Below are 19,410 nucleotides of genomic sequence, written 5' to 3' on the forward strand. Positions count from 1 at the left end.
TGGAAGTCGCCCGTAATTTTATGAAAATATCATGTAACTATATGTTTTTAATTATTTTTACCTTTATTTTTGTTTGTTTTTTAGGATATTTGACATGCAGGATAATCTTTTGCAATCTAATCCTTGAGATTTAATGGCGGCAACGAACCGAGTTTAAATTTGGAAGTTGCCAGCAAAAACAAAGGGAACCGGATAAGGAATTCCCATACATAAGAAAAGGCAGTGGATTAATTATGAAAAAGACTCTATTAGCACTATTGGTTGCTGGTGTTGCTACATCTGCACAAGCGAAGGTTGAATTATTCAAAGATGACGCTTCTTCTGTATCTGTGAAGGGTGAAATTGCGACCTTTCTTTATACCAGTGATTATGACCACAAAACTGATAACACTAAAGACGTAAAAACTGACTTAGACGTTAACGCATGGGCTAAAGTTCAATTCGACTTTTCTCACAAAGTGACTGACACGTTGACCGCTGGCGGTACTTTTGAAATTCAAAGTGGTACTGGGTTTAAAAAGAGTGATAATAACGCAGAATTTGATGATGTTGCTGCATATTTGAAAGGGGATTTCGGCCTAGTTGGTATTGGTGAAATCGGTGATGTTTCTGACTCTAATGATGCCGTATCAAAAACTGATATCTTAAATGAGCTAGATAACAATTACTTACCAGCTTCAGCTTCGGATAGTAAAGGCCATGGTATTTCTTATACTAAAGGTTTTGGTGGTTTAACATTAGTTGTTGATGCATATACTGAAGCTGCTGAAAATACAGACAGCATCTTTGGTTTGAGTGCAAACTATGCAGCAGAGATTTTCTCTGTTGGTGCGATGTATCAAAACCATGGCGATTCACCAGCAGTCGGCGATGCAGCGGCTTACAAAGATAAGTCAACTTGGGCAGTAGCTGCTGACGTTAATCTAGGCAAAGTAACTCTGGCAGGTTCTTACAACGTGGTGTCTGCAGATACTGTAAAAGATGTTAAAAATGCAACTCTAGCGGCAACATTTGCAGCAACTGATGCGTTCTCTGTATACGGTGTTGCGGGTATGCAAGATGACGGTAGCAAAGATGATGGTCAAGAATTTATCCTAGGTGCGTCTTATGCTGCATCTAGCCTGTTGACTGTATTTACTGAAATTTCAACTCGTGATGATCATGGTAAAGCAGACACGACTGAAATTCTAGTTGGTGGTTACTTCGATTTCTAATTTTTGAAATTGATTACTATAAAAAAGCCAGTACATAGTACTGGCTTTTCCATTTCTGGAGTGCGTCTATGTTTATTTATCGACTTCTTAGCTTTCTTTGTATAGCCCTAATTACTGCCCCAACGTTATCTGCAACATTGTCTACAGATTCAAGCATTACGTTGTTAGTCGTGAATCTTGAAAAGGTTACCGAGTCACCACAGGCACTGCCTGATGGTTTAAATCAATTAGTTGTCCAATATAAAGGGCGAATTCGTGATGGAGCTAAGCGAGAGGCGATTTCATCTATCCCTTACGTTATCACTTTGATGACTAAACCTTATGATCATTTACATATCAAATTTGTTGCTAAAGATTTAAGTGACTATCAGCAGCGCTTGCAACATGGTGATGATCTGTTTGAGTTAACCGTGAATGATTTACCTTCAGTAGCTATTATTGATATTTTGCCTGGTAAGAAGGGCTTTCTCCCATACGGTGATCCTGTATCTCTATTGCATGATTACAATCAGCAGAATGGCATAATGGTAGATTCGGGAAAAGTACGAGCATTAAAACAAGAATTGGCTGAAGTTGAAGAACAAGCTGACCCTGTCCAAGGCTCGGAAAGCGAAGCTATTTTACAGCTAAAACTTTGGTATGGTCGTGCAACAGAGCAAGATAGAAAAATATTCCAACAGTGGCTAGGACAAAAGTAAGGTTGCTCATTTACAATCAATAGCCAAATATAAGAAATGGATTGTAGTCAGGATAGAAAACTAATCATATTGTAACCCCTTTTTTGCATAGAAAAGGGTTTTACTTTGAGTACCCTACCCGCAACACTTCTTAAATTTCTTGCCGCTACCGCAATGACATGGGTCATTTCGTCCTAGCTTCGTTGGTGTGTTCTCCTGTGGAAATTCACCGTCAATGTAGAACCAGATACCATTTTCTCGTATAAATCGTGAACGTTCTTGCAGACAAAATTGCTGTTGATTCTGTGTGTAATAGGCTTTGAAATGAACGAAGCCTTCATTTTCGTTGTTGCGGATACTTGCGGAGATGACGTCTAGCTCACACCATTGACTGTTGATTGATTCTTCAATCGCGTCGCGTTGCTGTGGTGCATTGCAACTCGGATGATAGGTATTGATGACGAAATCAACCAAACCCAGAACATGGGCACTATAGCGGGCTCTCATCAGTTGCTCTGGATAGATGGCTAAAGCTGAATCACTGTGGATTGGTTCACAGCAGTGTTGGTAATCTAAATGGCTACCACAATAGCATTGGTTCATAAATCCTCTCAAATTGCCCATTCATATAAGACGGGGAAGTTTAAGGAGATCTAAACTCGATGTCTACTCAGGAGTGGACACCCAGTAAATCGGCTGTCCATTTCACAGCTTCGTTGTAACACTCTTTCACTACGGGCTCTTCGATATTTAACGCATTAGCAATTTTCTCAACCTTTTGCCAGTCAGCCTGTTCATAAGCTCGAGTTAACTCGAGTACCAGACCTAATTCTCCTTTCCCTTCTATTAATGCAAGTTTAACGTATTCGTCGATAGGCATCTCTTCCATGATACTTTCTAAAGGTTGATCAAGTAGGCTATCGAGTAGCGAAAACATTCCTGTCAGGAAGGCCGAACCGGGTTCGACGTTCATTTTTGCTTTCACACCGATCAGCTCGCAATATCTTGCCCTTTGAATGGATAAACCATACAAATAATCCGGTTTAGATTCTTGCGTCGAAGCAATCGCAACCAAGGAGATAAACTTTCTCAATCGTTGTTCACCGAGATAGATCAGCGCTTGTTTAAATGAATGGATCTTTGAACTGACTGTCGCGGATGAGTTAACAAAGGTTAACAGTTTATAAGACAGGGTCAGGTCGGTGGCGACAAGCTCCTCAATGGCTTTGTAATCGAGGTTAGATTTGGCTATTTCTTTGAACAGTTGCACCACAGTAAGAAATGCAGGCTCTAACGCTTTGCGCTGTAACATCTCTGGTTTGCTAAAAAAGTAGCCTTGAAAATAGGTAAAGCCCGCCTTTTTAGCTTGCTTAAACTCTTCATAGGTTTCTACTTTCTCAGCAAGGAACTCAATTTTCGTCGCACCAAGTTTTTGAATAAAGCGAGCGGCTTTTTCAAGGGGAACGATACGGATGTCAAATTTGATAATTGACACGTAGGGGAAGAAGACGAGCCAGCCTGAACTGGGTACAAAGTCATCAAGCGCAATTCGGTAACCAAGCTTCGCCATCTTTTTAATTGCTTCTAATAACTCTAAAGTTGGTTCGCAATCTTCCAATACCTCAACGACCAAGTTTTGCGCAGGAAAAAGCGTAGGCACGAGGTTAATCAGGCTTTGATAAGGAAAATTGACAAACCCTAAATGCTTACCCAGCGTATTGTAATGAGTGGATAAAAAATGATCAGAGAGTAACCGACTCGTTGCTAAGTCTGGGTCTATATCTGGAAAGGTGTTCTTAGGACCGTCTCGAAATAGCAGCTCGTAGCCGATAGTTTTTCGGTCACGATCGAGTATGGGTTGTCTGGCGATATAGGAGTATTTCAAGGCAAGACTCTTATCTAATTATTGATATTATTGATTATACTTATTATAGCTTAACTTTTGATTCGACCACTTAAACCAATTAGTACCAGAGTGCGACTTGGCGTCAGTTTTTAGAACTAAAAGGTCGAGTTTGCAGTTCGTAACCATCATTAGCATAGACTAAGACTGAACCTTGGGTGTACCAGTCACCCAAAACAATTCGCGTTGCGGTGCCATGAAGTTGATTTCTGTGATGAATCTCTGGTCGATGAGTATGGCCATGAATCATTAAATCGACCCCATACTGGGTCAGAACTCTATCCACTTCACTTTGTGTAACATCCATAATATCCATAGATTTCATTTGCTTATCATTATGGATGCCCGACTGTACTTTACCCACAATACGAACCTTTACAAAAAATGGCAGCCGATTAAATACCCATTGTAGCCAAGGCTGGTGAACCTTCTTTCGATAGGTTTGATACTTTATATCGTCAATACAGAGTGTGTCGCCATGCAACACCACGGCTTTTTTTCCGTAAAGGTCAATTACTTGTTCTTCTTGGAGAAGAGTGATTCCGGTTTCTTTCGCAAATCGTTTGCCAAGCAAGAAGTCGCGGTTTCCTTGAGTAAAATAGCAAGGAACTCCTTCGCGAGTCAGTTGTTTAAATTCCGATTTTATTTGGTTGGCGAAAGGTGAATTATCATCGTCACCTATCCAAAATTCGAAAAGATCGCCAAGCACGTACAGTGCATCGGCATGGATGGCTTCTTCGCGCATGAAACGGATAAAACACTCGGTGATATCTGGTCGAGAAGGGCTTAGGTGTAAATCAGAAATAAATAGTGTATGCATAATAAAAATAAGGAGCGCATAGCGCTCCTTTTACCGTTACTCTTCGATGGTTGTGCCAGAAATGAACACTTCTTCTAGTGGAACATCTTGATGCATGCCCATAGAGCCTGTGCTCACGGCTTTTATTTTGTTCACAATATCCATACCTTCGATCACTTCAGCGAACACGCAGTAGCCCCAGCCATCTCGGCTTTCTGAACGAAAATCTAGGAATGTGTTGTTGTTCACGTTGATGAAAAACTGAGAACTTGCAGAGTGTGGATCCATAGTGCGCGCCATGGCAAGAGTACCGATCTTATTGCTTAGGCCATTGTTGGCTTCGTTTTTAATCGTTGCGCGAGTTGTTTTTTCTTTTAGGCCAGAGGTCATGCCGCCGCCTTGAATCATGAATCCATCGATAACGCGGTGGAACAGAGTGTTATCGTAAAAACCGTCACGGCAGTACTGTAGAAAGTTTGCGCTTGTTTCTGGTGCTTTTTCTTCATTAAGTTGAATTTTAATATCACCAAAATTCGTGTGAAGGATGATCATGATAGTTACCTTTATCTATTTTTCGTTGAGGCCCGGATTTTAACTGAACTTTGGACACATTCAAATCAACAAATGTCTTTAGGGGCCGTATTATTGCGAGAGAATAAGGATGACCAAGCTAGGCTAGAGTTGTTATACTGTGAAGCCATTTTAGTTCAAACAGTTATTAGATAGAGATCATGCTGAAAATATATAACTCAATCACTAGACAAAAAGAAGAATTCAAACCAATTCATGCCAACAAAGTGGGTATGTATGTCTGTGGAGTCACCATTTATGATCTCTGTCATATTGGCCATGGTCGCACCTTCGTTTCTTTTGATGTGATTTCTCGCTACTTGCGCTACTTAGGCTATGACCTTACATTTGTGCGTAACATCACTGATATTGATGACAAAATCATTAAACGTGCTGCCGAAAATGGTGAATCTTGCGATTCGCTAACCGAGCGCTTAATAGCAGACATGCATGCAGATTTCGATGCATTGAATATGAAACGTCCAGATGTCGAGCCTCGTGCAACCGCTTATATCCAAGAAATCATAGGCTTGGTGCAACGACTGATTGAACGCGGTTTTGCTTACGTTGCTTCTAATGGTGATGTGATGTTTGAAGTCAGCAAATTTGACGAATACGGCAAGTTATCCAAACAAGATCTCGATCAGCTTCAAGCGGGCGCTCGTGTTGATGTTGATCTTGCTAAGCGTAGCCCACTTGATTTTGTGTTGTGGAAAATGTCGAAGCCGGGAGAGCCCACTTGGGAATCCCCATGGGGAGAAGGACGCCCAGGCTGGCACATCGAATGTTCGGCGATGAATTCAGCGATTTTGGGTAACCACTTTGATATTCATGGTGGAGGCTCTGATTTGCAGTTTCCTCACCATGAAAATGAAATTGCTCAGTCATGCTGCGCACATGACACTCCCTATGTGAACACATGGATGCACAGTGGCATGGTGATGGTGGATAGAGAAAAAATGTCTAAATCATTAGGGAATTTTTTCACAATCCGCGATGTACTTGCTCACTATGATGCGGAAACGGTGCGCTATTTCTTGATGTCGGGCCATTATCGTAGCCAATTAAATTACAGCGAAGATAACCTAAAACAAGCGCGAGCCTCGCTAGAGCGTCTATACACAGCGTTGAGAGGGTTGGATTTAACCGTAGCAGTTGCGGGCGGTGAAGAGTATGTCAGTCGCTTTACGATAGCGATGAATGATGACTTTAATACGCCAGAGGCTTATTCCGTATTGTTTGATATGGCACGTGATATCAACAAGTTGAAGACAGAAAATCTTCAGCAAGCCAGCGCTCTTGGCGCACTTATGCGTGAGCTTGCCGATGTGATTGGCATTTTGCATCAAGATCCAGAAGCGTTTCTTAAAGGGGACACTAATGGCGACGAACAAGTGGCTGAGATTGAAGCTTTGATCAAACTGCGTAATGACTCACGTGCAGCAAAAGATTGGGCTAATGCTGACGTGGCACGCGATAAGTTGAACGAACTCGGCATCATTTTAGAAGATGGCCCAAGTGGGACTACTTGGCGTCGTAAATAATCAGGCAGTTAACTTGTCGATGATGGGCTTGAACTTTATTGGTTAAGCCCATTTTGTTTTTCGTCCACGATTAAGGTTTTCATGTCAATTATTTTAGGTATAGATCCCGGCTCGCGAATCACAGGTTATGGTGTGATCAGGCAGCATGGACGATATTTGTACTATCTTGGTAGTGGATGTATTCGTACATCCGAAAAAGAGTTACCTGGGCGGCTCAAGCAAATTTACGCTGGCGTGACGGAAATCATCACACAGTTTCAGCCTGATGTTTTTGCCATCGAGCAAGTATTTATGGCAAAGAATGCGGACTCAGCACTCAAACTCGGGCAAGCAAGGGGCAGTGCTATTGTGGCGGCGGTGAATGCGGATCTTCCAGTCTATGAATATGCCGCTCGACTGGTTAAACAATCTGTAGTTGGTACGGGTAGTGCTGATAAAGCGCAGGTGCAACATATGGTCCAGCAAATGCTCAAATTATCGGCTAAGCCACAAGCGGATGCCGCTGATGCTCTGGGTGTGGCAATTTGTCATGCGAATACCAATAAAACCTTGATTGCGTTAGCTGGGCGGGCAAGCAGTGCTAAAAAAGGCCGATATCGCTGAAAAACCGATCTCGAGCGAGGTGGTATTTTTCTACTGGCTATACATCCAGTTATTTATTATCATCCGAGTCAAATAACCTCATTTCTCTAAGGAATTTCCTGTGATTGGACGTCTTCGCGGCATTCTGATTGAAAAGCAACCTCCAGAGCTATTGATTGAAGTCGCTGGCATTGGTTATGAAGTCCAAATGCCAATGAGTTGCTTCTATGAACTCCCTAAATTGGGCGAAGAAGCGGTCATTTATACCCATTTTGTGGTCCGAGAAGATGCGCAGCTTTTATATGGTTTCAACACGGTAAAAGAGCGAGCTTTATTTCGTGAAGTGATTAAAGCGAATGGCGTCGGGCCAAAATTAGGCTTGGGTATTTTGTCCGGAATGACGGCCGGTCAATTTGTTTCATGCGTTGAGCGTGAAGATATCTCCACATTAGTTAAGCTTCCTGGCGTGGGTAAAAAAACCGCTGAACGTTTGGTTGTTGAGATGAAAGATAGGCTGAAAGGTTGGGGAGCCGGTGACCTCTTCACTCCCGCTACTGACGCTGCGCCAGTCGATAACAATTCCTTGGAAGCGCTCACGAGCAATGCGGAAGAAGAAGCGATCAGTGCGTTACTTTCTTTGGGTTATAAGCCTCAACAAGCTTCTAAAGTAGTGGCACAAGTAATGAAAGCTGACATGACCAGTGAAGCGCTGATTAAAGAAGCCTTGAGAGCAATGGTATGATTGAAGCTGATCGCTTAATTGCCCCTGATAGCCCTATTTTTAAAGATGAAGATATTATTGATCGCGCGATTCGTCCCAAAAAATTAGCGGATTATCGTGGCCAAGATCATGTACGCAATCAAATGGAAATCTTCATTAAAGCGGCACAAATGCGCAGCGAACCACTCGACCATCTCCTGATTTTTGGCCCTCCAGGGCTTGGAAAAACAACATTAGCCAATATCGTTGCCAATGAGATGGAAGTGAATATCCGCACAACTTCTGGTCCGGTATTGGAAAAAGCAGGTGATTTGGCGGCATTACTGACTAACCTTGAAGAGAACGACGTTCTTTTTATTGATGAAATTCATCGATTAAGTCCTGTGGTTGAAGAAATTCTTTATCCCGCAATGGAAGATTACCAGCTCGATATAATGATTGGCGAAGGTCCAGCCGCTCGGTCCATTAAAATCGATTTACCCCCTTTTACGCTGATTGGGGCAACAACTCGCGCTGGCTCGTTAACCTCACCCTTGCGTGATCGCTTTGGTATTGTACAGCGCCTTGAGTATTACAAAATTGATGATCTACAGTACATAGTGCAAAGAAGCGCGGACTGTTTAGGATTGTCGATGGAAGCGGATGGTGCACTTGAAGTGGCTAGGAGAGCAAGGGGAACGCCTCGGATTGCCAACCGTTTATTGCGCCGAGTTCGAGATTACGCTGAAGTGAAAGGCAACGGGCACATATGTATAGAGACTGCAGATAAAGCGCTAAACATGTTGGATGTTGATAGCCAAGGTTTCGACTATATGGATAGAAAGCTATTACTAGCGATTATGGACAAATTTGGCGGTGGCCCTGTTGGTCTCGATAACCTAGCTGCTGCAATCGGCGAAGAAAAAGATACCATTGAAGATGTGTTAGAACCCTTTCTTATCCAACAAGGTTATTTACAACGGACACCAAGAGGACGAATGGCGACCGATCGCGCCTATCTTCACTTCGGAATTGAAAAATAAGTTTACACCTCATCATCATTTTTAGGTGGTAAGCACAAAGTGTGAACTACATCTTATTTATGATAATTTCCTTATCACTAAAGAGTTAATGATGTGAAGTGTATTGTTAACTCTCTGTGTGATTCGTTGTATTAATTTCTATTCCTTTCACTAAATACTCACAACAATTTCATTCTTCCTTTGATGTGGATCATTTTGTTCTTTTTTTGTTCAGATTTGCCGCGTGAAAATTGATGTAAATCAAGGCTTTTTTCTCCCATAAATCTTTTGAAACAACCTGCATTTAGAAGTAGTATTAGTCCCAGCTATATTAGCTGATGCTTAACAATTAACTAACCATAACGGTACATGCTTGCAACAAAATTCTGATATTTTTCAACATTTGATGAGGTTATATCACTGATGGATTTTGAGGAATTTTAACCCGTTTAGCATGTCAAAAGTGTCATTCAGCCGGCACAAAGGAGTTACCATGATTGACGTCGTTGATCTATCGCGGTTGCAGTTTGCACTGACAGCGATGTATCACTTCCTGTTCGTTCCATTGACTCTAGGTATGGCTTTTCTTTTAGCCATCATGGAATCTTTGTATGTAATGACTGATAAGCAAATCTATAAGGACATGACAAAGTTCTGGGGTAAGCTTTTTGGTATTAACTTTGCCCTTGGGGTGGCCACTGGCCTCACTATGGAGTTCCAGTTCGGTACAAACTGGTCATACTATTCCCACTATGTAGGTGACATTTTTGGCGCCCCTCTTGCGATTGAAGCACTTGTAGCCTTCTTTTTAGAATCAACCTTTGTCGGTTTGTTCTTCTTTGGGTGGGATAGACTATCAAAACGCCAGCACTTGGGCGTGACTTGGTTGGTTGCTCTGGGGTCCAATTTCTCGGCACTTTGGATCTTGATTGCGAATGGTTGGATGCAAAACCCAGTTGGCGCAGAATTCAATTTTGAAACTATGCGTATGGAAATGGTCAGCTTTGCTGAAGTCGTTTTCAACCCAGTTGCTCAAGTGAAATTTGTGCATACCGTCGCTTCTGGTTACACCACTGGCGCGATGTTCATTCTTGGTATTAGCTCATATTACTTGCTGAAAGGTCGAGACGTTGCGTTTGCACGCCGCTCATTTGCTATCGCTGCATCATTCGGTATGGCCGCTATTTTGTCCGTGATTGTGCTTGGTGATGAATCAGGATATGAAGTGGGTGAAGTTCAAAAGGTGAAGCTGGCTGCGATTGAAGCTGAGTGGCACACGGAACCTGCACCGGCTGCATTTACACTGTTTGGTTTGCCTAACCAAGACGCCATGCACACCGATTATGCAGTGAAAATTCCGTACGTGATGGGTATTATCGCTACACGTTCACTGGATACCGAAGTCACAGGGTTACGCGATCTACGCGATCAACACGTTGACCGAATTCGTAACGGTATGTATGCCTATGAACTGTTAGAAAAATTACGTGCAGGCGAAAAATCACCAGCAAACATTGCCGCTTTTGAAGAAGTGAAAGGCGATTTGGGCTACGGCTTATTGCTAAAACGTTATACCGATAAAGTGAGCGATGCAACGGAAGAGCAAATTCAAGCCGCCGCCGATGATTCAATTCCAACCGTATGGCCACTATTTTGGTCATTCCGTCTGATGGTCGGTGTTGGTTTTGTGATGCTATTTGTCTTTGGTGCAGCATTTATTCAAACTTGTCGTCAGAAAATTGAGCAAAAACAATGGGTACTTAAAGCCGCCTTGTTCAGTATTCCTCTACCGTGGATTGCAATTGAAGCAGGTTGGTTTGTTGCTGAATATGGCCGTCAACCATGGGCTGTTGGTGAAATATTGCCAACCAATGTTGCCGCTTCTGCGCTAACTCTGGGCGAATTATGGACCTCATTGTTTGCGATTCTTGCACTGTACACTGTGTTCTTGATTGCTGAAGTTTACCTGATGGTTAAATTTGCTCGTAAAGGGCCTAGCAGCCTGAAAACTGGTCGTTATCACTTTGAGCAAAACGCAAACTCTGTTGAAGACAAAGTTAGCCGTCAAGTCGAAGCATAAGGCAGGGAGATAGAATAATGTTTGATTACGAAATCTTGCGACTAATTTGGTGGGTGCTGATCGGCGTACTGCTGGTTGGTTTTGCAATCACAGATGGTTTTGACATGGGCGTTGGTGCTCTTGTTCCCGTCATTGGTAAGAATGACAGTGAGCGTCGTGTCATGATCAACTCTATTGCCCCACACTGGGATGGTAACCAAGTTTGGCTTATCACGGCAGGTGGTGCACTGTTTGCGGCTTGGCCGTTAGTCTATGCGACATCATTTTCCGGATTTTATTTGGCTATGATTGTTACATTGGCTGCATTATGGCTTCGTCCGATTGGTTTGGATTACCGTTCAAAAATTGAAGATCCAAAGTGGCGTAATACTTGGGATATCTGTATTTCAATTAGTGGCTTTGTACCACCAGTCATCTTTGGTGTTGCCTTTGGCAACTTACTACAAGGCGTGCCATTCCAACTCAGTGATTTCATGATGCCAACGTATCACGGTTCATTTTTTGGTCTGTTGAACCCATTTGCTCTGCTTTGCGGCTTAGTCAGCTTGTTTATGATTATTTTACAAGGCGCCGCTTGGCTACAGATGAAAACCACCGATGAGCTGCATGCACGCGCTCGTGGCGTCGCTCAACTAATGGGCTTGTTGGTTGCTGTTACTTTCGTCGCTGCAGGGTTTTGGATCCAAAACATCGATGGTTACGTGATTACCAGCGTAATTGATACACATGCTGCATCAAACCCACTCAATAAAGAAGTGATACGTGAGGCGGGGGCGTGGATGGCTAATTTCAACGCTTACCCATTACTATGGATCGCACCAGCTTTGGGTGTTGCCATGCCACTACTTGCTGTGTTGGCGTCGCGTTTTGAAAAAGGTGGTCTCGCATTCTTGGCTTCTAGCTTAGCCAATGCGGGTGTGATTTTCACCGCTGGTTTTGCGATGTTCCCATTTATCATGCCTTCAAGCTTAGTACCAAGTAACAGCTTGACCATGTGGGACTCGACATCGAGTGAATTGACGTTGAACTTAATGACAGTGGTCGCTTTTGTAATGGTACCTATCATTCTTGGTTACACCACTTGGACTTACTACAAGATGTTTGGTCGTCTTGATAGCAAGTTTATTGAAGAAAACAAAAACTCACTTTACTAAGGAGCATAGATATGTGGTATTTCGCATGGATTCTAGGTGTGCTTTTAGCTTGTGCATTTGGCATCATCAACGCTCTTTGGTTAGAGCATTCTGAAATGATGGACAAAGACAGTGAGTAAACTTGCAATGCAAGTCACTGAGTACCATAAACTGGTTGATAAGACTCTGCTCAGAGTCTTATCGCTCTTGCTTGGTTTTTATCATATCGCCATGATTATGTGGGATCCCGAGTTGTATTCTCAGAGCATTGGTGGTTTTAACGCGGTTATTTCACCACTCATGATATGGGCGCTGTGTGCAAGTATGGTTTTTGGTGTTGGCTTTAGACCACGCAAATGGTTTTGGCAATTATTGTTTAGCCCCTACATTTCATTATCGATCTTAATTTACCTAACGATTATTCGACTAGTTTGATATTTACTGTGTATGAATAACCTGTCGAAGGTTGATTAACGACCCACATTAGTGCTGCCTCTTTGAGACAGCACTAATTTTTTGTTTCAAGTTTTGTAAAAGTCCACTCAATGCTTGTACTAACGTCAATGAGTTGCGTTATAGTATCCGCCTAAATCTGTATATGTGTTGGAACCTTTGTGCAAAATACAGCCTCAGCCTTTCATTGGCCTGTAACGATTTACTATGAAGATACGGATGCTGGTGGTGTCGTCTATCACTCAAACTATCTTAAATTCTTTGAACGAGCCCGAACTGAAATGTTACGCGCAGTTGGAGTGTCTCAGCAGACGCTTTTGCAGCAGAACATTGGTTTTGTGGTCAGGCACGTTGACATCGATTTTCTACAAGCTGCACGTTTAGACGATATGCTGACGATAAATACTGTGATTTCGGCATTGAAAAAAGCCTCACTGATCTTCTGTCAAGAGCTCGTCAATCCTGAAGGTAAAGTATTGTGTAAAGCAATAGTTAAGGTAGCATGCATCGACAATCAGAACATGAGGCCAAAAGCGATGCCTCAATCAATAATTTTGGAGTTAACCCATAGTGACTGCTGATATCTCAATTCTCGATCTGTTTTTGCAAGCTAGCTTATTGGTCAAGATGGTGATGCTAATCCTTTTGGGGATGTCTATCGTTTCGTGGGCGATGATCATCAAACGTAGTAAAGTCCTTTCCCAAGCAGAAAAGAACGCTGATGCTTTCGAAGACAAATTTTGGTCTGGTACTGACTTATCCGTTATTTATCAAGATGTCAAAAAGCGTAAAGATGAACTTTTGGGTACAGAAGAGATTTTTTACTCTGGCTTTACCGAATTTGCACGTTTACGCAAGACTAACGCCACTTCACCTGATTTCATCATGGAAGGGACGGGACGTGCGATGCGAGTTGCTGTCGCAAGGGAAGTGGACGAGTTAGAGACCAGTCTGCCATTTCTAGCGACCGTGGGTTCTATCAGCCCATACATTGGATTATTTGGTACGGTATGGGGAATAATGCACTCATTTATTGCGTTAGGTGCGGTGAAGCAAGCGACGTTAGCAATGGTGGCTCCTGGTATTGCAGAGGCGCTGATTGCGACCGCCATGGGTTTATTTGCGGCTATTCCTGCGGTGATGGCTTACAACAGGTTGAGCAATAAAGTCAGCAAATTAGAGCATAATTACGCCACCTTTTCTGAAGAATTTCATAGCATTCTTCACCGCCAAGCGATGGCTGGTAGGGAATAGACGATGGTGGGTTACCAGCGTAAAAAGCGCAAGTTGACAGCTGAGATTAACGTTGTCCCTTATATCGACGTTATGCTCGTGTTGCTGATTATTTTTATGGTGACATCACCGTTTGTCACTCAAGGCGTTGATGTCGAGCTTCCTAAAACCACCACTTCAAAGTCAGCGGCTGAGCTGAAAGGTGATAGTGATAGTAGTTTTATCATCGTGGAAATAGATAAAGAAGGTCGTCTCGGGTTGAGCGTAAATAATGAGGAAGTCGAGCGGGGTCTTTCGCTGCAAGATGTCATCATTAGAGTCAAAGCAGAGCTGTCGTTGAAACCGGATTCACCGGTTGCGGTTGGCGGTGATGCTGCAACGCCTTATGCAGAAGTGATACTGGTTCTGGATGAATTGAATCGTGCGGGCATTTCAAAAGTAGGTCTGCTAACCGAAATTAAAGGATAGTTTGTACTGTTCATGAAAGATCATAAATCCAAAAAAAGTGATTACAAAAAGCCCATCATTATCTCGGCTGTTTTGCATATAGTGTTGATCATTGCTTTGTTATGGGGTTCGGATTTTAGCCTAACTAAGCCCGAGCCTGCAGGGCAGATGGTTCAAGCTGTGGTGATTGATCCACAACTGGTACAAAAACAAGCCCAGCAAATTCGTAACCAGCGTGAAGCTGCTGCCAAAAAAGAGCAGGATCGGCTGGATAAGTTACGCCGCGAAAGTGAGCAGTTGGAAAAAAACCGCAAGGCGGAAGAAGAGAATATTCGCCAACTAAAAGAACAACAAGCTCAGGAAGCGAAAGCGGCCAGAGAAGCTGAAAAGCAACGTGCCGAAAAAGAACAAGAGCGTAAAGTGGCAGAAGAACGAGCTCGTAAAGAAAAAGAGCGAGCGGTAAAAGCGGAAACGGAACGTAAGATAAAAGAAGAAGCGGTAAAAAAAGCAGAACAGGAGCGCATCGCTAAAGAGGCTGAAATTGCGAAAGCGGAAAAAGAACGCATTGCCCGTGAAAAAGAGGCAGAACAAGCTAAAGAGAAAGCTCGTAAAGAGCGAGAAGCAGCAGAGCGAGCCGAGAAAGAGCGAATAGCCAAAGAACAAGAGGCGAAGAAAGCGGCCGAAAATGCAAAAAAAGAGAAAGCACGTTTAGAGAGATTGGAGCGTGAACGCAAAGAACAAGAAGCGGCGCTGAATAACATTTTTTCTGGGTTAGAAACAGAAGCAGAGCAAAATAGCTCAGCTCGTTCTCAATTTGTAATGAGTGAAGCTCAGCGGTATGGAGCAATCTATACGCAGCTCATTCAACAAAACTTGCTGATTGAAGACAGTTTTAAAAGTAAACAGTGCAAAGTGAACCTACGGCTCATTCCAACGGGAACTGGAGCAATAGTCGGTAATCTAAGCATTATTGATGGTGACTCAAGGTTATGCGCGGCGACAAAACGTGCTGTGGCGCAGGTGGGGACGTTTCCGCTGCCCAAAGATGATCTTGATGTAGTCAATCAATTGAAAAACATTAATTTAACTGTAGAACCAAATTAAAAGGAAAAGCTTGTGTTAAAGCGATTGATGTTAGGATGCTTACTTGTCATCGCAAGTAGTGTACAGCTCGCCAACGCCGCATTGGAGCTTGTGATCACCGACGGCATTAATTCAGCAAGGCCGATTGCTATCGTACCGTTTAAGTGGGAAGGCAAAACAAAATTACCGCAGGATGTCTCTGCGGTGATCGCGTCAGATTTGCAACGTAGTGGTAAATTCAGCCCGATTGCGACCAGCAAAATGCCACAAACGCCTTACAATGAAACCGATGTGAAGTTTGATGCTTGGACCAGTATTGGTGTTGATGCTTTGCTCACAGGTAGCATTACGCAAAATGCAGAAGGTAACTATGTCATCAACTACCAATTGGTAGATGTAGTGCGTGGTCAACTGACACAAGGCCAAAGCAAAGCATTAAGTAACGATGGACAGTTGGTGCTTTCTAAAGATCATGTTTTATTCAATAAAGTTGCCACCGTACCAGCAAACCGAATGCGTGAGTATGCGCATCGAATTTCAGATTTGGTCTATCAAGAACTCACGGGTGATAAGGGTGCGTTTCTCACTCGTATTGCCTACGTGGTGGTCAACGATGATGAACAATATCCTTACCAGCTAAGGGTTGCTGACTATGACGGTTACAATGAACGTTTAGTACTTCGTTCAAAACAGCCTTTGATGTCACCGACTTGGTCACCTGATGGTAAGCAACTGGCGTATGTGAGCTTCCAAAACGGCCAAGCGGAAATATTCATCATGAATATTTATACTGGCGAAAGAGAGAAAGTGACCTCGTACCCACGCCATAATGGGGCACCAAGGTTCTCGCCAGATGGGAAAACCCTCGCTTTGGTGTTGTCTAAAACGGGCAGCTTACAGGTTTATACTCTGGACTTGGCAACCAAGAAGCTGAAACAAATAACGAGTGGCAGATCAAATAATACAGAACCGTTCTGGCATCCTGATGGTAAATCGCTAATATTTACTTCGGATCGGGGTGGTAAACCACAGATATATCAAGTAAATTTATCAGACGGTTCTACCAATCGTCTGACATGGCAAGGCAGCCAGAATTTAGGTGGACAAATAACGCCTGATGGTCGATTCCTTGTCATGGTAAACCGAAGTAATTCGGGTTTTAATCTGGCGAAACAAGATTTGGAAACTGGTTCAGTGCAAATTCTAACAAAGACTTTGCTCGATGAGTCTCCAAGTATTGCACCCAATGGTGGTATGGTCATATACAGTTCTATTTATAACAAAGCGAATGTACTTTCGATGGTGTCTATAGATGGGCGTTTCAAAGCTAGATTACCGGCAACAAATGGTCGCGTTAGGGCTCCTGCGTGGTCTCCGTTTTTATAGCAAGTAAGTATCAAAAAGTAAGGAAAAAAAATGCAACTTAATAAAGTTCTTAAAGGGCTACTGATTGCGCTACCAGTACTTGCAGTAACTGCATGTAGTTCAAGCGATGAAGCGACAAACGCTTCTGGTACTCAAACTAACCAGTCTACTTCAGGTTCAGCAAATAGCGTTGATACAACTGTAGTTTCTCCAATTGATGCGAATGGCCAACTCTCTGAACAAGAGCTAAAGGAACAAGCTCTTCGTGAAACTCAAACCATTTATTTCGCATTTGATAACGCGACAATTGCTGGTGATTACGAAGATATGCTTGCTGCACACGCAGCTTACCTAAGCAAAAATTCAGCAATGAAAGTTACCATCGAAGGCCATGCTGACGAACGTGGTACGCCTGAATATAACATCGCGCTAGGTGAGCGTCGTGCACAAGCTGTAGCGAAATATCTACAAGCGCTAGGTGTACAAGCTGACCAAATCTCGATCGTTAGCTATGGCGAAGAGAAGCCACTTCTTCTTGGTCAATCTGAAGAAGTGTATGCGAAGAACCGCCGCGCGGTTCTCGTATACTAATCGAGGAATCGCCTCATGTTCAGTAACTTAAAGCGAATTGTAACGCTTACGTTACTGGCAAGTGCAGCGGGTCAAGTACTCGCTGCACCAGCTCCAGTATCCGATCTTAGCAATAGCTCTTCAGCAAGCACATCTCGTGCTCAACAATCATCATCTGAATCTAATGTACAACGTCTTGAACGTCTGCTTGAAAACCGTAATAGCGTTCAACTCAAAATGCAGCAGCAGCTCGATGATATGGCACTTGAAATCAGCGAACTACGTGGCCAGTTAGAGCGTAATAGCTACGATATGCAGCAAATGTTGCAGCGTCAGCGTGAACTCTTTATCGAGTTAGATCGCGTACGTGGCGAAATGAAGAATACAACCGCAAGTTCGTCACAGCCGACAACGGACACTGATATTGCAGGAACGTTTAGCAGCAATGTTGATGAACAAACTGCCTATCAGAATGCGGTTGATTTAATCCTGAAGAAAAGGGATTACAGTGGTGCTATTGCAGCGTTTCAACAGTTTCAAAAAGATTATCCAGATTCTAATTTTGCGTCTAATGCCCATTATTGGTTAGGGCAGCTCTATTTTGCGAAAAAGCAGGATAAAGAAGCGACGCAAAGTTTTGCCGCCGTGCTCACTTACAGTGACTCCAATAAACGTGCTGATGCGCTGGTTAAGTTAGGTGATATTGCCAAGCGCAATAATAATACTGCGCAAGCAAATAAGTATTATCAGCAAGTTGTGGATGAATACCCTACAAGTGCGTCTGCCAAGGTTGCTAAAGAGAATTTGAATTGATAACAATTTGAGTTAATAAAAAGAGGCCTTGTGGCCTCTTTCTTCGACGGCACTATTTTATGAATCGCTTTTGATCCTTCGCTAGGTGCGGTGTACAATGCTCGGATTCTTGGAAGTTGCGTAGAGCAAGAGCAATGAGCCACATATTAGATACGATTGAAACTATTTATCCATTTCCGCCAAAGCCCATTCCACTGACGGTTGAGCAAAAACAAGCCTATACAGCAAGTATCAAACAACTCTTAAAAGAAAAAGATGCTGTATTAATTGCGCATTACTATACCGATCCTGAAATTCAAGCTCTCGCTGAAGAAACCGGCGGTTTTGTTGGTGATTCATTAGAGATGGCCAAGTTTGGTAATCGCCATCCTGCCAGTACATTGATCATCGCTGGTGTGCGATTTATGGGCGAATCAGCAAAAATCTTAACCCCTGAAAAACGCATTTTAATGCCAACCTTAAAAGCAGAATGCTCCTTGGATCTGGGGTGTCCTGCCGATAAATTCACAGAATTTTGTGATGCACACCCAGATCATACCGTTGTTGTGTATGCAAACACATCGGCGGCGGTCAAAGCTCGTGCCGATTGGGTGGTTACATCGAGCATTGCACTTGATATTGTTGAGCACTTAGATGCGGAAGATAAACCCATAATTTGGGGGCCAGATCGCCATTTAGGCTCATACATCGAGAAAAAAACGGGTGCAAAGATGTTGCTCTGGCAAGGTGAATGCGTAGTTCACGACGAGTTCTCTGCCGATGCATTACGTAAGATGAAAGTACTGTATCCTGATGCAGCCATCCTTGTGCATCCAGAATCACCAGCCAGTGTGGTAGAACTTGCGGATGCTGTAGGCTCTACAAGCCAGTTGATTAAGGCAGCAAAATCCTTACCTCAACAGAAAATGATTGTGGCGACCGATAAAGGCATCTTTTTTAAGATGCAGCAGTTAGTCCCTGAGAAAGAATTGATTGAAGCACCGACGGCAGGGGCCGGGGCAACATGCCGAAGCTGCGCGCATTGTCCTTGGATGGCGATGAATGGTCTTCGAGCGATTGAGTCAGCTCTTATGGAAGGCGGTAAAGATCACGAAATTTTCGTCGATGAAGCCGTGAGAGTGAAATCACTCATCCCATTAAACCGTATGTTGGATTTTGCTGAACAGTTAAATTTGCAAGTCAAAGGGAATGCCTAATTCCTTTCGGCGGTAGTGGATGAAAA

At 43.1% G+C, this 19,410-nt stretch carries 22 protein-coding genes; 18 read left to right on the top strand and 4 right to left on the bottom strand.

All coding sequences use genetic code 11. The features are described 5' to 3' along the window. The first annotated feature begins 233 nt into the window (after nucleotides 1–233). Both DD616_RS10185 and DD616_RS10190 read left to right on the top strand, forming a co-directional pair. Complete coding sequence (locus DD616_RS10185) at nucleotides 234–1,214, top strand: porin (RefSeq protein WP_094146912.1); 981 nt, start codon at nucleotides 234–236, stop codon at nucleotides 1,212–1,214. A 68-nt stretch (nucleotides 1,215–1,282) separates the two neighbouring features. Further along, a complete protein-coding gene (locus DD616_RS10190; RefSeq protein WP_208872250.1) occupies nucleotides 1,283–1,912 on the top strand; it encodes a DUF2057 family protein in 630 nt (209 codons plus the stop codon). A 114-nt stretch (nucleotides 1,913–2,026) separates the two neighbouring features. Here DD616_RS10190 and DD616_RS10195 read toward each other — a convergent pair whose 3' ends face one another. The 4 genes from DD616_RS10195 to DD616_RS10210 form a co-directional block, all read right to left on the bottom strand. Next, the gene (locus tag DD616_RS10195; protein ID WP_208872251.1) at nucleotides 2,027–2,494 is read right to left on the bottom strand and encodes a YchJ family metal-binding protein; all 468 of its coding nucleotides are present in this window, start codon (nucleotides 2,492–2,494) and stop codon (nucleotides 2,027–2,029) included. 67 nt (nucleotides 2,495–2,561) lie between these two features. Then, entirely contained in the window at nucleotides 2,562–3,776 is a 1,215-nt protein-coding gene (locus DD616_RS10200) for an EAL and HDOD domain-containing protein (RefSeq protein WP_013856560.1), read from the bottom strand. 103 nt (nucleotides 3,777–3,879) lie between these two features. Next, a complete protein-coding gene (lpxH, locus tag DD616_RS10205; RefSeq protein WP_208872252.1) occupies nucleotides 3,880–4,614 on the bottom strand; it encodes a UDP-2,3-diacylglucosamine diphosphatase in 735 nt (244 codons plus the stop codon). Nucleotides 4,615–4,650: 36 nt separating this feature from the next. Then, nucleotides 4,651–5,145 carry a peptidylprolyl isomerase gene (locus DD616_RS10210; RefSeq protein WP_010319203.1) on the bottom strand — a complete coding sequence of 165 codons (495 nt, stop codon included), beginning with the start codon at nucleotides 5,143–5,145 and terminating at the stop codon, nucleotides 4,651–4,653. Nucleotides 5,146–5,324: 179 nt separating this feature from the next. Here DD616_RS10210 and cysS point away from each other — a divergent pair, with 179 nt between their 5' ends. The 16 genes from cysS (at nucleotide 5,325) to nadA (ending at nucleotide 19,384) form a co-directional block, all read left to right on the top strand. Then, nucleotides 5,325–6,707, top strand: a complete 1,383-nt coding sequence (cysS, locus tag DD616_RS10215) for a cysteine--tRNA ligase (RefSeq protein ID WP_094124411.1) — start codon at nucleotides 5,325–5,327, stop codon at nucleotides 6,705–6,707. A gap of 81 nt (nucleotides 6,708–6,788) precedes the next feature. Further along, entirely contained in the window at nucleotides 6,789–7,310 is a 522-nt protein-coding gene (gene ruvC / locus DD616_RS10220) for a crossover junction endodeoxyribonuclease RuvC (RefSeq protein WP_013856565.1), read from the top strand. A 100-nt stretch (nucleotides 7,311–7,410) separates the two neighbouring features. Beyond that, nucleotides 7,411–8,031 (top strand): Holliday junction branch migration protein RuvA, encoded by a 621-nt coding sequence (gene ruvA, locus DD616_RS10225; protein WP_013856566.1) that lies wholly within the window; start codon nucleotides 7,411–7,413, stop codon nucleotides 8,029–8,031. Beyond that, on the top strand, nucleotides 8,028–9,032 hold the full coding sequence (gene ruvB, locus DD616_RS10230) for a Holliday junction branch migration DNA helicase RuvB (protein WP_017042275.1): 1,005 nt from the start codon (nucleotides 8,028–8,030) through the stop codon (nucleotides 9,030–9,032). Before ruvA ends, ruvB begins: the two co-directional genes overlap by 4 nt. Before the next feature lie 472 nt (nucleotides 9,033–9,504). Next, complete coding sequence (gene cydA, locus DD616_RS10235) at nucleotides 9,505–11,091, top strand: cytochrome ubiquinol oxidase subunit I (protein ID WP_029189795.1); 1,587 nt, start codon at nucleotides 9,505–9,507, stop codon at nucleotides 11,089–11,091. 17 nt (nucleotides 11,092–11,108) lie between these two features. Then, nucleotides 11,109–12,245: a cytochrome d ubiquinol oxidase subunit II gene (gene cydB / locus DD616_RS10240; RefSeq protein ID WP_013856570.1), complete on the top strand. Its 1,137-nt coding sequence runs from the start codon at nucleotides 11,109–11,111 to the stop codon at nucleotides 12,243–12,245. An 11-nt stretch (nucleotides 12,246–12,256) separates the two neighbouring features. After that, a complete protein-coding gene (gene cydX, locus DD616_RS10245; protein WP_000270284.1) occupies nucleotides 12,257–12,364 on the top strand; it encodes a cytochrome bd-I oxidase subunit CydX in 108 nt (35 codons plus the stop codon). Further along, the gene (gene ybgE / locus DD616_RS10250) at nucleotides 12,357–12,659 is read left to right on the top strand and encodes a cyd operon protein YbgE (protein WP_013856571.1); all 303 of its coding nucleotides are present in this window, start codon (nucleotides 12,357–12,359) and stop codon (nucleotides 12,657–12,659) included. Before cydX ends, ybgE begins: the two co-directional genes overlap by 8 nt. 179 nt (nucleotides 12,660–12,838) lie before the next feature. Continuing rightward, complete coding sequence (ybgC, locus tag DD616_RS10255; RefSeq protein WP_017042272.1) at nucleotides 12,839–13,258, top strand: tol-pal system-associated acyl-CoA thioesterase; 420 nt, start codon at nucleotides 12,839–12,841, stop codon at nucleotides 13,256–13,258. After that, complete coding sequence (tolQ, locus tag DD616_RS10260) at nucleotides 13,248–13,931, top strand: protein TolQ (RefSeq protein ID WP_013856573.1); 684 nt, start codon at nucleotides 13,248–13,250, stop codon at nucleotides 13,929–13,931. Before ybgC ends, tolQ begins: the two co-directional genes overlap by 11 nt. Before the next feature lie 3 nt (nucleotides 13,932–13,934). Continuing rightward, nucleotides 13,935–14,378 carry a protein TolR gene (gene tolR / locus DD616_RS10265; RefSeq protein WP_013856574.1) on the top strand — a complete coding sequence of 148 codons (444 nt, stop codon included), beginning with the start codon at nucleotides 13,935–13,937 and terminating at the stop codon, nucleotides 14,376–14,378. Nucleotides 14,379–14,390: 12 nt separating this feature from the next. Further along, the gene (gene tolA / locus DD616_RS10270; protein WP_096036252.1) at nucleotides 14,391–15,461 is read left to right on the top strand and encodes a cell envelope integrity protein TolA; all 1,071 of its coding nucleotides are present in this window, start codon (nucleotides 14,391–14,393) and stop codon (nucleotides 15,459–15,461) included. Nucleotides 15,462–15,488: 27 nt separating this feature from the next. Continuing rightward, on the top strand, nucleotides 15,489–16,826 hold the full coding sequence (gene tolB, locus DD616_RS10275; protein WP_088718023.1) for a Tol-Pal system beta propeller repeat protein TolB: 1,338 nt from the start codon (nucleotides 15,489–15,491) through the stop codon (nucleotides 16,824–16,826). Nucleotides 16,827–16,856: 30 nt separating this feature from the next. After that, complete coding sequence (gene pal, locus DD616_RS10280; RefSeq protein WP_013856577.1) at nucleotides 16,857–17,396, top strand: peptidoglycan-associated lipoprotein Pal; 540 nt, start codon at nucleotides 16,857–16,859, stop codon at nucleotides 17,394–17,396. A 15-nt stretch (nucleotides 17,397–17,411) separates the two neighbouring features. Then, the gene (ybgF, locus tag DD616_RS10285) at nucleotides 17,412–18,188 is read left to right on the top strand and encodes a tol-pal system protein YbgF (RefSeq protein ID WP_019280925.1); all 777 of its coding nucleotides are present in this window, start codon (nucleotides 17,412–17,414) and stop codon (nucleotides 18,186–18,188) included. 134 nt (nucleotides 18,189–18,322) lie between these two features. Then, nucleotides 18,323–19,384: a quinolinate synthase NadA gene (nadA, locus tag DD616_RS10290; protein WP_170899901.1), complete on the top strand. Its 1,062-nt coding sequence runs from the start codon at nucleotides 18,323–18,325 to the stop codon at nucleotides 19,382–19,384. Nucleotides 19,385–19,410 lie beyond the last annotated feature (26 nt).

The organism is Vibrio anguillarum, from assembly GCF_003390515.1.
GTDB lineage: Bacteria > Pseudomonadota > Gammaproteobacteria > Enterobacterales > Vibrionaceae > Vibrio > Vibrio anguillarum.

What these genes read in the sequence shown, in the direction of transcription:
- DD616_RS10185 (WP_094146912.1), top strand. Translation starts at nt 234, where the DNA reads ATGAAAAAGACTCTATTAGCACTATTGGTTGCTGGTGTTGCTACATCT.
- DD616_RS10190 (WP_208872250.1), top strand. Translation starts at nt 1,283, where the DNA reads ATGTTTATTTATCGACTTCTTAGCTTTCTTTGTATAGCCCTAATTACT.
- DD616_RS10195 (WP_208872251.1), bottom strand. Translation starts at nt 2,494, where the DNA reads ATGAACCAATGCTATTGTGGTAGCCATTTAGATTACCAACACTGCTGT.
- lpxH (WP_208872252.1), bottom strand. Translation starts at nt 4,614, where the DNA reads ATGCATACACTATTTATTTCTGATTTACACCTAAGCCCTTCTCGACCA.
- DD616_RS10210 (WP_010319203.1), bottom strand. Translation starts at nt 5,145, where the DNA reads ATGATCATCCTTCACACGAATTTTGGTGATATTAAAATTCAACTTAAT.
- cysS (WP_094124411.1), top strand. Translation starts at nt 5,325, where the DNA reads ATGCTGAAAATATATAACTCAATCACTAGACAAAAAGAAGAATTCAAA.
- ruvC (WP_013856565.1), top strand. Translation starts at nt 6,789, where the DNA reads ATGTCAATTATTTTAGGTATAGATCCCGGCTCGCGAATCACAGGTTAT.
- ruvB (WP_017042275.1), top strand. Translation starts at nt 8,028, where the DNA reads ATGATTGAAGCTGATCGCTTAATTGCCCCTGATAGCCCTATTTTTAAA.
- cydA (WP_029189795.1), top strand. Translation starts at nt 9,505, where the DNA reads ATGATTGACGTCGTTGATCTATCGCGGTTGCAGTTTGCACTGACAGCG.
- cydB (WP_013856570.1), top strand. Translation starts at nt 11,109, where the DNA reads ATGTTTGATTACGAAATCTTGCGACTAATTTGGTGGGTGCTGATCGGC.
- cydX (WP_000270284.1), top strand. Translation starts at nt 12,257, where the DNA reads ATGTGGTATTTCGCATGGATTCTAGGTGTGCTTTTAGCTTGTGCATTT.
- tolR (WP_013856574.1), top strand. Translation starts at nt 13,935, where the DNA reads ATGGTGGGTTACCAGCGTAAAAAGCGCAAGTTGACAGCTGAGATTAAC.
- tolA (WP_096036252.1), top strand. Translation starts at nt 14,391, where the DNA reads ATGAAAGATCATAAATCCAAAAAAAGTGATTACAAAAAGCCCATCATT.
- tolB (WP_088718023.1), top strand. Translation starts at nt 15,489, where the DNA reads ATGTTAGGATGCTTACTTGTCATCGCAAGTAGTGTACAGCTCGCCAAC.
- pal (WP_013856577.1), top strand. Translation starts at nt 16,857, where the DNA reads ATGCAACTTAATAAAGTTCTTAAAGGGCTACTGATTGCGCTACCAGTA.
- ybgF (WP_019280925.1), top strand. Translation starts at nt 17,412, where the DNA reads ATGTTCAGTAACTTAAAGCGAATTGTAACGCTTACGTTACTGGCAAGT.
- nadA (WP_170899901.1), top strand. Translation starts at nt 18,323, where the DNA reads ATGAGCCACATATTAGATACGATTGAAACTATTTATCCATTTCCGCCA.